Source organism: Phenylobacterium sp. LjRoot219, from assembly GCF_964252995.1.
GTDB lineage: Bacteria > Pseudomonadota > Alphaproteobacteria > Caulobacterales > Caulobacteraceae > Phenylobacterium.
Map to the genome: position 1 here is coordinate 1,146,133 of NZ_CAXUQI020000002.1, position 13,178 is coordinate 1,159,310.

The following is a 13,178-nucleotide window of genomic DNA, read 5'->3' on the forward strand; positions in this document are numbered from 1 at the left end:
CAGCTTGGCCGATGATCGCTTCTGGTTGTATGCGAAAGCTTCGGGCAGTGTTTGCATCGCCTTGGCCTAAGGAGCTTCCATGCACGCGAACGAGCGCGAGCGGCTGATCTTCGAGATGATGCAAAGCCGCGGGTTCGTCTCGTTTCAGGAGCTCGACGCCCGGCTCGACGCGTCGCCGGCCACCATCCGCCGCGACCTCGACCGGCTCGAACAGGAAGGGCGGCTGCAGCGTGTCCGCGGCGGCGCACGGATGCCGGGCGAGGACGAGCGGTCCGGCGGGCCGGCCCAGGGCCACCTGAGCGGCGTTCCCTTCCACGAGAACATCAGCCGACACCCGCATGAGAAGGCCGCCATCGGCCGGGCCGCGGCCGAGCTGTGCCGGCACGGCGAGGCCGTGATGATCGACGGCGGCTCGACGACCCTGCAGATGTGCCCGCACCTCGCCGGCCTCAATCTTCAGGTGCTGACCAACTCGCTGCACATCGTCAGCGCCCTGTTGCCCCAGACCGGCACCCGCATCCTGGTGCCCTCCGGCACGGTGTTCCGGGAGCAGAACATCATCCTGTCGGCGGCCGGCGAGGACAGCATGCCCCGCTTCCACGCGCCGCGGCTGTTCATGGGCGCCGCCGCGATCGGGCCACAGGGCATCATGCAGGCCGACGTGGTGCTGGTCGCCGCCGAGCGCCGGCTGATCGAACGGGCCGACGAGATCATCGTCCTGGTCGACAGTTCGAAATTCAGCGGCCCGTCCGGCCATCTGGTCTGCGACCTTGACGAGATCGACGTCGTCGTCACCGACCCCGGCATCTCCGACGCCGGACGCGAGATGCTGGCGGCCGCCGACGTCAAGCTGATCATCGCCTGACCGGATAGGCTGCGGCGCAAGGCGGGAGTGCGCCGCCGCGCGTTCAAGCGTTCTGGGTGAGGGCCGTGCGACCGGCGGCCTTCAAGAGCCGAAAGGAACGTCATGGCGCGCGTCTTCATCACCGGCAGTACGGACGGGCTGGGCCTGGCGGCGGCGCGGACCCTGATGGAGGAGGGCCACGAGGTTATTCTGCACGCCCGCTCGCAGGCGCGCGCCTCGGCGATCGCGGACCTGGGCGCGCAGTCGGGCGGTGTCGTGATCGGTGATCTCAGCAGCGCGACGGAGACCCGCGGGATCGCCGACCAGCTGAACGGGCTCGGGCGGATGGACGGGGTGATCCATAACGCTGGCACCTACCTTCAGCCGAGCCGCGGCGCCACGCCCGAGGGCCACGCGACGACCTTGGCGGTCAACATCCTCGCGCCCTTTCTGCTGACAGCGCTGATGGAGCGGCCCGGACGGCTGATTTACCTCAGCAGCGGGCTGCATCGCGGCGGGGAGGGCTCGCTCCGCGACGTCGACTGGCTCGAACGGCCGTGGGATGCGGGGCAGGCCTATGCCGACAGTAAGCTCTATGTCGCCGCGCTCGCCGTCGCCGTCGCCCGCCGCTGGCCGGAGGTACTCAGCAACGCGGTCGATCCCGGCTGGGTGCGCACCAGGATGGGCGGCCCCAGGGCCCCGGTCGACATCGAGACGGGACAGCGGACCCAGGCCTGGCTGGCGGTGAGCGGCGAGCCCGCCGCGATGGTCAGCGGCGGATACTGGCATCATGGCCGGCAGGAGACGCCCGCGCCCGACGTGACGGCGCCGGCCTTCCACGAGCAACTCGTGGCCAAACTCGCCGAACTGACCGGCGTGACGCTCTTCTGAGGCGACCATCAGGTCGGCCGCTATTGGCTTTGCCTATCGCTCCAAGTCCGGATTCGCACGTTCTCCGGCAGCGCCGCGGGGCGTACCGCTCGGTCCGAATTAGGAGAGCGCCATGGCGATTTCGTTGCTGCCGGACAATCCCGGCGCCTGGACCTACCGCCGCTTCGAGGACCTCTACGCGATCCCGCGCGAGGAGCGCGAGAAGCTGCAGCTCGAGGCGGTGCGCATCAACTTCGCCCGCCTGCGCGACCGCATCCCGGCGCTGAAGAAGCTCGCCGACCGCCAGGGCGTCGAACGCATCGACAGATTAGAGGACGTGCTCCCGGTCTGCTTCGACCATCGGGTGCTGAAGAACTATCCGATCCAGATCATCGAGAACCGCGACTTCGCCAAGCTCACCAGCTGGCTGGGGAAGCTGACGGCGCACGACCTGAGCAAGGTCGACCTCACCGGCCTGACGACCATCGAGCAGTGGCTCGCCCGGCTGGAAGCCTTCGGCATGCTGGTGACCTACTCGAGCGGCACCACCGGCAAGCTCAGCTTCGTGCCGCGCTCCTACGACGAGTTCGGCGCCTGGCGGGCGCACTTCTTCAGCGTCAACCGCGCCTCCAGCGGCGTCGATCCGCACACCACCAAGTTGGAGACCTTCTTCCCCGGCTACCGCGGCGGCTATCAGACGATGCTCAAGATGATGAGCCTGTTCAACGTCGAGATGGCCGGCGGGCCGGAGCACTACCACACCCTCTACGACACCCACATTCCGGCCGACCTGATGGCGCTGTCCGGCCGCCTGCAGACGGCCGAGGACAAGGGCGAGGTGGCCAGCCTGGGGCTGGATCCGGCGTTGCTCGACCAGCGCCGGACCATGCTCGAGCAGGGCCGGCGCCGCGACCAGGACATGGAGGTCTGGTTCGGCAAGCTGATCGACCAGTTCCGCGGCCAGCGGGTGAAGGTCGGCGGCACCTTCGCCGACCTCTATCGGGTGGCCAGGGCGGGCCTCGACAAGGGCATGCGCTGCGAGTTCGCGCCGGGCTCGATCCTGCAGGGCGGCGGCGGCATGAAGGGCTACAAGGACGCGCCCGCCGACTGGGAAGACCAGGTGAAGTACTTCTTCGGCGTCGAGACGCTCGGCAACCAGTACGGCTTCTCCGAGTGCATCGGCAACGCGCCACTGTGCAAATGCGGTTACTTCCACTTCCCGCCCTACACCGTGCCGCTGTTGATGGACGCCGAGGGCAAGGCGCTGCCGCGCGAAGGCGTGCAGAAGGGCCGGCTGGTGCTCGTCGACCCGATCCCGACCTCCTACTGGGGCGGCTTCGTCTCCGGCGACGAGGTCACCATGCACTGGGAGGATGACTGCGACTGCGGCTGGAAAGGTCCTCGGGCCGAAAAGACCATCCGCCGCTTCGCCGAGAGCGAGGGCGGCGACGACAAGATCACCTGCGCCGGCTCGCAAGCGGCCTACAACGAGTTCATGGAATTCGTGCAGGGAGAAGCCTGATGCACGACGTTATCGACATCCCCATCGTCTCGCGCGGCCGCCTGATCCTGCCCGAGGGCGACGACGTGGTAGAGTTCAAGGGCCGCGGCGGGGCGACCTTCCGCTCGCCCGATCCGCACAAGCACATCCATGATCTGGTGCTGGGCAACACGGCGCTGCTGGCCGATCTCAACAACACCAGGATGGCGGAGATCATCGACTTCCTGGCGGCGGTCGGCGAGCGCCTGCAGCTGGAAGACAACGCCTATCTGCAGCAGTCCTTCGCGCTGGCGCTGCAGGCCGGCGGCCTGGCCGAGCCGATCCTGCGCGGGGTCTATGACGGCCTGCCGCACATGTTCGACCGCAAAAGCCTGACCGAGCTGGTCGATGCGACCATCGGCATCGACTACCTCGACGGTTGGGCGCCGGCGAAGGCGCCCTACCAGAACGTCCGGGTCCGCGCGGTCGGCACCCGGCAGCTGCACATCACCGCCGGCAACGTGCCGGTGGTGGCGGCGCTGACCATCGTGCGGGCGGCGCTGACCAAGTCGGACTGCCTAATCAAGTCGCCGTCCAACGATCCGCTGACCGCCAACGCCATCGCCCGGACCATGATCGAGCTGGACGCCAGCCATCCGGTGACCCGGCACATCGCCGTCGCCTACTGGAAGGGCGGCGACGAGTTCATGGAAGGCCAGATCGTCCGCACCTCGCGGATCGACAAGATCACCGCCTGGGGCGGGATGAGCTCGGTCAAGCACATCCAGAAGTTCCTCTCGCCGGGGATCGACCTGACCGCGCTCAATCCGAAGTACTCGATGTCGTTGATCGGCAAGGAGACGCTGGAGAGCGACGCGGCGATGCAGGAGGCGGCCTCCGGCCTCGCGGTGATCTCCGGCTTCTACAACCAGACCGCCTGCGCCAACACGCGGATCGTCTACGTCGAGAGCGAGACGGACGAGGCGTCGCTGGAGCGGGTGATCGAGCTCGGCCGCAAGATCGTCGCCGCCTATCCGACGCTGCCCGAGGCGATCTCGACCCCGGCCGCGGCGCCGAACAAGGAGCTCGAGGCGGAGATGGAGGCCGTCGCGCTGGACGACGACTTCTACCACGTCGAGGGCGACACGGTGACCGGCGGCTTCGTCGTCTCGAAGTTCTCCGACCGGGTGGATTTCTTCGACAAGCTCAACAACCGGGTCGTCAACCTGGTGCCGATGCCGAACCTGCTCGACGTGGTGAAGTGGTGCGACGACACCACCCAGACGGTCGGCGTCTATCCGGAAGCCGCGCGCGACCGGCTGCTCGACGCCTTCTCGCTGTCCGGCGTGCAGCGGATGGTGCCGCTGGCCGGCGGCGATGCGATGCAGATCTTCGGCGACATGCACAAGCTGCCGCCGGGCATGCCGCACGACGGCATCGAGCCGATGCGCCGCAACGTCCGCTGGGTGATCGACCATCGGCCGCCGGCGACGTACGCCGCGCGCGACATCGCCTCGATCGACGTGGCCGCGGAGTAGGCGGCGTGTTGTGACCGAGGAGGCAGGGACAGCGAGTCCAGCCGCCAGGGCGACGTTCGTCCTGGTCCACGGAGGTGGACATGGCGGCTGGTGCTGGTCACGCGTGGCCGGGCGGCTGCGGGCGGCGGGTTGTGATGTGCACACGCCGACGCTGACCGGTCTTGGTGAGCGCGCGCACCTGCTCACCCCTGAGGTCGGGCTGGAGACCCACATCGCCGATGTGGTCAATCTCCTGGTCTACGAGGATCTGACGGACGTCATTCTCGTCGGGCACAGCTACGGCGGCCTGGTCATCACCGGCGTCGCCGACCGCGCGCTCGAACGGATCGCCCAGATGGTCTATTTCGACGCGGCCATTCCCCGCGACGGTGAAAGTCTCGCCGACACCTCGCCCGGCCTGCGGAAGTTCGCGCACGCCGACACGCGCGTCGTCGACGGCGTCCCGCTGGTGCTGTGGCCGGGGGCGATCACCCAGGCCCTCTATGGCGTCAGCGATCCGGCGGCGTGGGCGTGGATGGAGCCGCGGCTGACGCCCCAGCCTTTGCGCACCTTCGAGGAGCCGCTTCGGCTCCGCAACGCCGCCGCTGTCGATGCGCTGCCGAGAACGATCGTCAACTGCACCTCCACCCTGCGCGTGCGCGAGCCGGGGACGATCGATCGCTATTTCTCCGGCGACCGGGTCTGGGAAATCGACACCGGCCACGACCTGATGATCACCGAGCCGGAGGCGTCCGCGGAGATGCTGCTGCGGCTCGTCTGAGCCGGACCGGGTCCTGCGTGCGTTGAGGCCGGAGCGGGCGAACCTTGGCCTGCGGAGGGCCTCGAGATGATCGGAGGGCGAAAGTGGCTCGGTTCAGGCATCTGCTCTCTGGCCGCAGAGGCGCCGTGGCCGCCGCCGTCGCCACCCTGGCGGTCGGCGCCGCTTCGGCGGCGGTGCTGATGCAGGGGGCGGGAAGCGCGGGCGCGTCTGCTCCGCCGCCGGTCGTGACGCCGGCCGCCGCGGCCGGGGCGCCGCCCTCCGACGCCATCGTGCTGTTCGATGGCCGCAACCTCGACCAGTGGGTCGCCAGCCGCGGCGGCGGCCTGGCCGACTGGACCGTCGCCGACGGCGTGGCGACGGTGAACAAGGCGGCGGGCAACATCGAGACCCGGCGGCGGTTTCGGAACTATCAGCTGCATCTCGAATGGCGGGTGCCCGCTAACGTGACGGGCTCCGGCCAGGCGCGCGGGAATTCGGGCGTGTTCCTGGCGTCGACCGGTCCCGGCGACGCCGGCTATGAGCTGCAGATCCTCGATTCCTATCGCAACCGGACCTACGCCGACGGCCAGGCCGGGGCGGTCTACAAGCAGCATCCGCCGCTGGCGAACCCGGCCCGTCCGCCGGGTGAGTGGCAGAGCTACGACATCGTCTGGACCGCGCCGGTGTTCGCCGCCGACGGCGACCTGATATCGCCGGCGCGGGTCACCGCATTCTTCAACGGCGTGCTCATCCAGAACGACGCGGTCCTCAAGGGCGAGACGGTGTTCATCGGCACGCCGAGGTATCGCCCGTACGCGAGCGCGCCGATCAAGCTGCAGGCGCACCGAGACCCGAGCCCACCGATCAGCTTCCGCAATATCTGGGTTCGCGAGACGCCCTGATGGCGGCCGCACGCGACCCCGACGGCGAACGAATTCGGTAGAACCCGACCTAAATAGACTCTATCGTGCGATTATCGCGCTTAAGGTTCGGAATTGAGAAATCGGCGGCGCGAGAGAGGGAACGTCAGCTTGGAGTGTGGAGTGAGCTTCACTCGGGTGCTTGCCGCCGTCGTCGGCGTCGTCATGTCTTTCGCTGGCCTTGATGCGGCGGTTGCCGCTCCGACGGCCCCCGACGGCGCGACCATCTTCCGTCAGCGGTGCCAGTCCTGCCACGCGGTCGGCCAGGCGCGCCCCTCCACCCTCGGGCCCAGTCTGACCGGAGTCGTCGGCCGGAAGGCGGCGTCCACCGAGTTCAAGTACTCGCCGGCGCTGAAGGCCTCCGGCGTGATCTGGAGCAAGCCGAACCTCGACAAGTTCCTGAGCGGACCGACGAAGATGGTCCCCGGGACGCGGATGGTCATCTCGCTGCCGGACCCGGCGCAGCGCGCCGCGGTCATCGACTATCTCAGCGCGGCCCGCTGATCTCCGGCGCAACGGCGCAGCCGCGGCCGCCCCTCGTGAGCCTACTGAAGGACAGCAGCATGGATCCCATCCGGTACGGGATGATCGGCGGCGGGCAGGGCGCCTTCATCGGCGGCGTCCACCGCACCGCCGCGGCGATCGCCGGCAACTGGCGGCTGGTCGCCGGCGCGCTCTCCTCGACGCCGGAGAAGGCCAAGGCGTCGGCCGCCGACATCGGCCTCCCGGCCGACCGCAGCTACGGGTCCTGGCAGGAGCTGCTCGAGCGCGAGCGGGCCCTGCCCGAGGCTGAACGGATCGAGGCGGTCGCGATCGTCACGCCGAACCACGCGCATGCCGCGCCGGCGATCGCCGCGCTGGAGGCGGGCTTCGACGTCATCATCGACAAGCCGTTGGCGGATTCCCTGGCGAACGCGAAGGCCATCGCCGAGGCCGCCGCGCGCACCGGCCGGCGGATCGCCGTCACCCACACCTACACCGGCTATCCGCTGGTCAAGCAGGCCCGCCGGATGGTCGCGAGCGGCGAGTTCGGCGCGGTGCGCCGGGTGATGGTCAAGTACACCCAGGACTGGCTGTCGCGCGCCTCCGACATCGCCGGCAACAAGCAGGCTGAATGGCGGGTCGATCCGGCGCGGTCCGGCGACGCCGGGGCCTTCGGCGACATCGGCACCCATGCGGCGAACCTGGTCGAATTCATCACCGGCCAGCGCATCGCCGCGATCTGCGCGGAGCTGACCGCCTTGCCAGGCCGCAGGATCGACGACGACGGCGCGGCGCTGTTCCGGCTGGCCGGCGGCGGGCGCGGCACCCTGACGGCCAGCCAGGTCTGCGTCGGCGACGCCAACGATCTGGCCATCTCGGTCTATTGCGACGAGGCCGGCCTGCACTGGCGGCAGGAGGAGCCGAACACCTTGACGGTGGGACGGCGCGACCGGCCGACCGAGGTCTGGAACGCCGGCGCCAACCGCGCCTATCTCCCCGGCGACATCCTGGGCATCCAGCGCACGCCGGGCGGCCATCCGGAAGGCTATCTGGAAGCCTTCGCCAACATCTACGCCGCCTTCGGCCGCACGCTCCGCGGCGTCGCCGCGGAAGGCGACGAGCCCGGTTACGCGACCATGGACGACGCGCTCGCCGGCATGAAGTTCATCCGCGCCTGCCTCGACTCCAGCAGCCGCGGCGCGGCCTGGGTCGACCTCTCCTCCATCTCCTGAGCGAAGCGAGCACCGACATGAAGGGTCCCGCCATCTTCCTCGCGCAGTTCGCCGGCGACGAGGCGCCGTTCAACTCGCTGGACGCGATCACCAAATGGGCCGCCGGCTTCGGCTACAAAGGCGTGCAGATCCCGACCTGGGACGCGAGGCTCATCGACCTCGCCAAGGCGGCGGACAGCCAGGACTACGTCGACGAGATCAAGGGCGTCTGCGCCGCCAACGGCGTCGAGGTCACCGAGCTGTCGACCCACCTGCAGGGCCAGCTGGTCGCCTCGCATCCCGCCTATGACCGGCAGTTCGACGGCTTCGCGCCGCCGCAGCTGCACGGCAATCCCACCGCGCGGCAGGCATGGGCGGTGGAGCAGCTGAAGCTGGCCGCCCGCGCCAGCCGCCGGTTCGGGGTGACCAGCCACGCCACCTTCTCCGGCGCCTTGATGTGGCACATGGTCTATCCCTGGCCGCAGCGCCCCGCCGGCCTGGTCGAGGAAGGCTTCGCCGAGCTCGGCCGGCGCTGGAAGCCGATCCTCGACGTCTTCGACGAGAACGGCGTCAACGCCTGCTACGAGCTGCATCCGGGCGAGGACCTGCACGACGGCGTGACGTTCGAGCGCTTCCTGGAGGCGGTCGGCGGCCACCCGCGCGCCAACATCCTCTACGACCCGTCGCACTTCGTGCTGCAGCAGCTCGACTATCTGGCGTTCATCGACATCTACCACGCGCGCATCAAGGCGTTTCACGTCAAGGACGCCGAGTTCCGCCCGAACGGCCGCGCCGGCGTCTACGGATCCTATTCGAACTGGGTCGATCGGCCGGGGCGCTTCCGGTCGCTGGGCGACGGCCAGATCGATTTCGGCGCGATCTTCTCCAAGCTGACCCAGTACGGCTACGACGGCTGGGCGGTGCTCGAGTGGGAATGCTGTCTCAAGCATCCGGAGCAGGGCGCCGCGGAAGGCGCGCCGTTCATCGCCCGCCACATGATCCGCCGGGCCGAGCGCGCCTTCGACGACTTTGCCGGCACCGGCGCCGACAAGGCGCTGATCGACGACGTGCTCGGCCTCGGCGACGCCTGAACAACGATAATCGACAAGGGGGGACAATGGAGCCGCACTACAATCGCAAGGCGATCTTCTGGATCTGCGTGCTCGCGCTGTTCACCGCCGCGCTGTCCTTCTCGATCCGCACGGGGGCTTCAGGCGCGATCAAGGCGGCGCTGCTCGACCCGGCGGTACCGCAGCATTCGGGCGAGATGATCGCCGCCGCCCTGGGCAACTCGTTCCTCGGCTTTGCGCTCAGCCTGCTGGTCATCTCGCCGCTGCTCGATGTGTTCGGCGCCAAGCGCGTCATCCTGTTCGCCTCGGCCTGCTACATCGTCGGACCGGCGCTGATCCTGCTGTCGCCGCAGATGGGCGGCATCGACGCGGTCTACGGCATGCTCACCGTCGGCATGGTGATCTCCGGCTTCGCCTGGGGCGCGACCGAAGCCTCGATCAATCCGGTCACCGCCGCCCTGTATCCGGACCAGAAGACGAAGGAGCTGAACATCCTTCACGCCTGGTGGCCGGCCGGCATCGTGCTCGGCGGCCTCGCCAGTCTGCTGTTCTTCCAGCAGCTGAACCTAGGTTGGCAGGCGCTGATCGCGCTGATCCCGATTCCTGGCGCGCTGTTCGGGCTCTGGGCGCTGACCCAGCGGTTCCCGAAGACCGAAAGCACCGTCCTGGGCGTCCCGTTCACGGAGATGCTGGCCGAGCCGTTCAAGCGGCCGAGCTTCTGGATCTTCCCGGCGATCATGTTCCTCACCGCCTCGGCCGAGCTCGCCCCGGGATCGTGGGTGGACGTGGCGCTGACGCAGACCGTCGGCATGCCCGGCATCGTCGTGCTGATCTACGTCTCGGCGATCATGTTCGTCATGCGCCACTTCGCCGGCGCCCTGGAGCACCGCGTCTCCGACATGGGGCTGCTGTGCCTGTGCACCGTCCCGGCGGCGATCGGGCTCTATCTGCTGAGCTTCGCCGCCTCGCCGCTCGCGGCGATCGCCGCAGCGACGCTCTGGGCGTTCGGCGTCTGCTTCATGTGGCCGACGATGCTGGCCGCGGTCGCCCGCCGCTATCCGCGCGGCGGGCCCTGGAGCATCGGCATCGTCGGCTTCGCCGGCGCGATGGCGATCTATTTCGTGCTGCCGCAGATCGGCAAGATCTACGACACGGCCAAGCTGGAGAAGGCCGGCGGCGACGCCGCCTTCGCGGCGCTGCAGGCGGGACCGGAACTGCAGCAGGTGCTGGCCTACGCCGCCAAGCAGTCGTTCCAGGTCATCGCCCTGGTGCCGGTCGTCCTGTTCTTCATCTTCGGCGCGGTCTGGCTCGCCGAGCGCAAGCGGAAGGTCTGAGGCCATGAAGATCGGCATCAACATGCTCTTGTGGACCGGCCACGTGACGCAGGAGCACGTCGCGGTCCTCAAGGCGCTGAAGGCGGCCGGCTATGACGGCGTCGAGGTCCCGGTGTTCGACGTCTCGGACCCGGCGCACTACCGCTGGCTGAGCGGCGTGCTGGACGACCTCGGGCTGGAGCGTACGGTCGTCGCCATCATCCCGGACGCGGGCCACAGTCCGATTTCGCCGGACGCCGCGAACCGGCAAGCCGCCGTCGACCATCTGCGGCGGGTCATCGACTGCTCCGCCGCGCTGGGGGGCACGGTCCTGGCCGGGCCGTGGTTTCAGCCTTTGGGCGTGTTCACCGGCGAGAAGCCCAGCGAGGTCGAGCTGGAGCATTGCGCCGAAGTGCACCGGACGATCGCGCCGCTCGCCCGCCAAGCCGGGCTGACCGGGGCGCTGGAGCCGCTGAACCGCTTCGAGGCGCATCTGCTGAACACCTGCGAGCAGGCGATCGCCTACGCCGCGCGGGTGGACCAGCCCGGCTTCGGCATTCTCTACGACACCTTCCACGCCAACATCGAAGAGCGGGATCCGGTGGCCGCGCTCCGCGCCCTGCACGCGTCCGGGGCGCTGACCCACGTGCACATCTCCGAGAACGACCGGGGCACGCCAGGGCGCGGCCACGCGAAGATCCGCGAGACGATCTCGGCGCTCAAGGGGCTGGGGTACGGCGGCTGGCTGACCATCGAGGCCTTCAGCCGCGGCGTCCCGGAACTGGCCGCGGCGACCCGCGTGTGGCGCGACTTCTTCGCCAGTCCCGAGGAGGTCTACATCGAAGGCCTGAGCTACATCCGCGAGAGCTGGGGCCAGGCCTGACCTGCGTCAGGCCTTGAGCTTTGAGAGATAGCCGTAGGAGCGGGTGATCGACTCCATCCGCGGGATGGCGAACGGCGGTTCCTGCTCGACGTAGAAGTGGCGGACGCCGGAGGCGTAAGCGGCGGGCAGGATGCGAGCCCAGTCCAGCTTGCCCGAGCCGACTTCCGCCGGCTGCATCGACAGCGCGTAGTTGACGGTGTTCGTCGCGGCGACGTCCTTGACGTGCAACTGAGCGACCCGGCCGCTGTGCTGCTTGAGGAAGGCGACCGGATCCAGGCCCGCCGTCGCCACCCAGCCGGTGTCGACCTCGAAGCTGACGAGGGCCGGGTCGGTCTCCTTGACGAGGATCTCCCAGCCGTTGGTGTCGCCGATCGGCGCGAACTCGACGTTGTGGTTGTGGTAGCCGACCTGCACGCCGAGCGGCTTGAGGGCGCCGCCGCGCTCGTTCAACATCGCCGCGGTGCGCTTCCAGAGGTCTTCGCCCGCCGCGGCGACCGAGCGGCCGATCGCGGCCTGGAAGGTCTCGCCCGCCTGGGGCCTGAAGTTCTCCGGGAACAGCATGATCGGCATGACCGCCCGGCGCGCGCCGAGCGCACCGAGGCTGTCGGCGATTTCGGACGGCGGGCTGGTCATCATCAGACCCGCGCCCGGCCCGCGCGCGGCCGGGAGATGCAGGCTGCTGATCTTCAGGCCGGCCCGGTCCGCGGCCTGGCGAACCTCCGCGGGCTTGCGGCCATAGAGGTTCGGAAGCTCGAGGTCGCGATAGCCGATGGCGGCGATCCGGTCGAAGGTCGCCTCGAGGTCGCGGCTGGGCTCGTCGCCGAGGGTGTAGGTCTGCAAGCCCACGGGCACGCCGACGCGTTTGAAGAACGGCTGGCTGGCCGCGGTGGCGCTTGGTCCCTGAACCATGGCGAAGGCTCCTCCTGCGGCCATCGTGGCCAGCAACGAACGGCGGCTGAACTCCTGCGGCATCGCCCTTATCCCCCTTTGAAGCGGCGCAGGCCCAGCCTGCGACATTTGGTTTGTTTTTTGAATAAACTGCCGGCTCAGATCTCGACAAGCTTAATCGAACGACATAGTGCTTTTAGGCGTCCCGTCGCGGCTCGTTCGAGCCCAGAGAGGACATCAGGGAGGGGAAATGCCTGTGAGCCTGAGTATGGACCGGCGCGCGCTGTTGCAGAGGATTCTGTTGCTCGCCGGCGCGACCGTCGTGCCCGCCGAGGCCTTGGCGGCGGCCGCCAAGCCCAGCGCGCGTCTTCTCGATCCGGCGCGGTATTCGCTGCTGACGGCGGTCGCCGACACCATCGTGCCGAAGACCGAGACGGCCGGCGCGCTCGACGTCGAGGTGCCGGCGCAGGTGGACGCGCTGCTGCGCAACTGGGCGGCGCCCGCGCGCCGCGCCGAACTGATCGCCGCCCTGGACGCCATCGACGCCGGCGCACGGCAGGCCAAGGGCAAACCGTTCACCGCGCTGACGCCGGCCGAGCGGCACGAGTTCCTCTCGGCGCATGACGCCGCGGCGTTGCGGCCGCCCCGCCCGGAGGCCGCCGCCGACCCGATGGCCAAGGCGCCGACGGTCGCCGATCCGAAGACCGGAAAGCTCAAGCAGTCGCCGCCGCAGAGCCTCACAGCGCGTTACGGTCCGCGGGTCGCGGACCCAGGCTACGCCAAGCTGAAAGAGCTGATCGTCGTCCTTTACTACTTCTCCGAGCCGGCCCTGACCCAGGAGCTCGTCTACGAGCACGCCCCGGGCCCATGGCGCCCCTCGCTTCCCGTCACTCCCGAGACGCGCGCCGCCGGCGGCGCCGCTTTCATGTAAGGCCGACC

General features: G+C 69.1%; 13 protein-coding genes. 12 read left to right on the plus strand and 1 reads right to left on the minus strand.

Features of this window, described 5'->3' with window-relative positions; genetic code table 11:
* Positions 1 to 79: 79 nt before the first annotated feature.
* The 11 genes from ACSQ14_RS23325 to ACSQ14_RS23375 all read left to right on the plus strand — a co-directional run bounded on the left by ACSQ14_RS23325 (position 80) and on the right by ACSQ14_RS23375 (position 11,351).
* Entirely contained in the window at positions 80 to 865 is a 786-nt protein-coding gene (locus ACSQ14_RS23325) for a DeoR/GlpR family DNA-binding transcription regulator (RefSeq protein WP_436017013.1), read from the plus strand.
* 102 nt (positions 866 to 967) lie between these two features.
* Positions 968 to 1,735, plus strand: coding sequence for an SDR family NAD(P)-dependent oxidoreductase (locus ACSQ14_RS23330; protein ID WP_436017015.1), 768 nt, complete (start codon positions 968 to 970; stop codon positions 1,733 to 1,735).
* 112 nt (positions 1,736 to 1,847) lie between these two features.
* A complete protein-coding gene (locus ACSQ14_RS23335) occupies positions 1,848 to 3,236 on the plus strand; it encodes a hypothetical protein (protein WP_436017017.1) in 1,389 nt (462 codons plus the stop codon).
* Entirely contained in the window at positions 3,236 to 4,732 is a 1,497-nt protein-coding gene (locus tag ACSQ14_RS23340) for an acyl-CoA reductase (protein WP_436017019.1), read from the plus strand. The genes ACSQ14_RS23335 and ACSQ14_RS23340 overlap by 1 nt, the downstream gene beginning before the upstream one ends.
* Before the next feature lie 10 nt (positions 4,733 to 4,742).
* A complete protein-coding gene (locus ACSQ14_RS23345) occupies positions 4,743 to 5,492 on the plus strand; it encodes an alpha/beta fold hydrolase (protein ID WP_436017021.1) in 750 nt (249 codons plus the stop codon).
* Between the two features lie 125 nt (positions 5,493 to 5,617).
* Positions 5,618 to 6,373 (plus strand): 3-keto-disaccharide hydrolase, encoded by a 756-nt coding sequence (locus ACSQ14_RS23350; protein WP_436017023.1) that lies wholly within the window; start codon positions 5,618 to 5,620, stop codon positions 6,371 to 6,373.
* A gap of 141 nt (positions 6,374 to 6,514) precedes the next feature.
* On the plus strand, positions 6,515 to 6,895 hold the full coding sequence (locus ACSQ14_RS23355) for a c-type cytochrome (RefSeq protein WP_436017025.1): 381 nt from the start codon (positions 6,515 to 6,517) through the stop codon (positions 6,893 to 6,895).
* Positions 6,896 to 6,954: 59 nt separating this feature from the next.
* Complete coding sequence (locus tag ACSQ14_RS23360) at positions 6,955 to 8,106, plus strand: Gfo/Idh/MocA family protein (RefSeq protein WP_436017027.1); 1,152 nt, start codon at positions 6,955 to 6,957, stop codon at positions 8,104 to 8,106.
* Positions 8,107 to 8,123: 17 nt separating this feature from the next.
* Entirely contained in the window at positions 8,124 to 9,176 is a 1,053-nt protein-coding gene (locus ACSQ14_RS23365; RefSeq protein WP_436017029.1) for a sugar phosphate isomerase/epimerase family protein, read from the plus strand.
* A gap of 26 nt (positions 9,177 to 9,202) precedes the next feature.
* On the plus strand, positions 9,203 to 10,489 hold the full coding sequence (locus ACSQ14_RS23370; protein WP_436017031.1) for an MFS transporter: 1,287 nt from the start codon (positions 9,203 to 9,205) through the stop codon (positions 10,487 to 10,489).
* Positions 10,490 to 10,493: 4 nt separating this feature from the next.
* The gene (locus ACSQ14_RS23375; RefSeq protein ID WP_436017033.1) at positions 10,494 to 11,351 is read left to right on the plus strand and encodes a sugar phosphate isomerase/epimerase family protein; all 858 of its coding nucleotides are present in this window, start codon (positions 10,494 to 10,496) and stop codon (positions 11,349 to 11,351) included.
* 6 nt (positions 11,352 to 11,357) lie between these two features.
* On the opposite strand, the gene ACSQ14_RS23380 is transcribed toward ACSQ14_RS23375, so the two are convergent.
* Complete coding sequence (locus ACSQ14_RS23380) at positions 11,358 to 12,260, minus strand: sugar phosphate isomerase/epimerase family protein (protein ID WP_436017035.1); 903 nt, start codon at positions 12,258 to 12,260, stop codon at positions 11,358 to 11,360.
* Positions 12,261 to 12,495: 235 nt separating this feature from the next.
* On the opposite strand from ACSQ14_RS23380, the gene ACSQ14_RS23385 reads away from it, so the two are divergent.
* Entirely contained in the window at positions 12,496 to 13,170 is a 675-nt protein-coding gene (locus tag ACSQ14_RS23385; protein ID WP_436017037.1) for a gluconate 2-dehydrogenase subunit 3 family protein, read from the plus strand.
* Positions 13,171 to 13,178 lie beyond the last annotated feature (8 nt).

Bases quoted from the DNA above. Each gene is read 5' to 3' on its own strand.
- ACSQ14_RS23330 (WP_436017015.1), top strand. From the start codon at position 968: ATGGCGCGCGTCTTCATCACCGGCAGTACGGACGGGCTGGGCCTGGCG.
- ACSQ14_RS23380 (WP_436017035.1), bottom strand. From the start codon at position 12,260: ATGGTTCAGGGACCAAGCGCCACCGCGGCCAGCCAGCCGTTCTTCAAA.
- ACSQ14_RS23325 (WP_436017013.1), top strand. From the start codon at position 80: ATGCACGCGAACGAGCGCGAGCGGCTGATCTTCGAGATGATGCAAAGC.
- ACSQ14_RS23375 (WP_436017033.1), top strand. From the start codon at position 10,494: ATGAAGATCGGCATCAACATGCTCTTGTGGACCGGCCACGTGACGCAG.
- ACSQ14_RS23335 (WP_436017017.1), top strand. From the start codon at position 1,848: ATGGCGATTTCGTTGCTGCCGGACAATCCCGGCGCCTGGACCTACCGC.
- ACSQ14_RS23365 (WP_436017029.1), top strand. From the start codon at position 8,124: ATGAAGGGTCCCGCCATCTTCCTCGCGCAGTTCGCCGGCGACGAGGCG.
- ACSQ14_RS23360 (WP_436017027.1), top strand. From the start codon at position 6,955: ATGGATCCCATCCGGTACGGGATGATCGGCGGCGGGCAGGGCGCCTTC.
- ACSQ14_RS23370 (WP_436017031.1), top strand. From the start codon at position 9,203: ATGGAGCCGCACTACAATCGCAAGGCGATCTTCTGGATCTGCGTGCTC.
- ACSQ14_RS23340 (WP_436017019.1), top strand. From the start codon at position 3,236: ATGCACGACGTTATCGACATCCCCATCGTCTCGCGCGGCCGCCTGATC.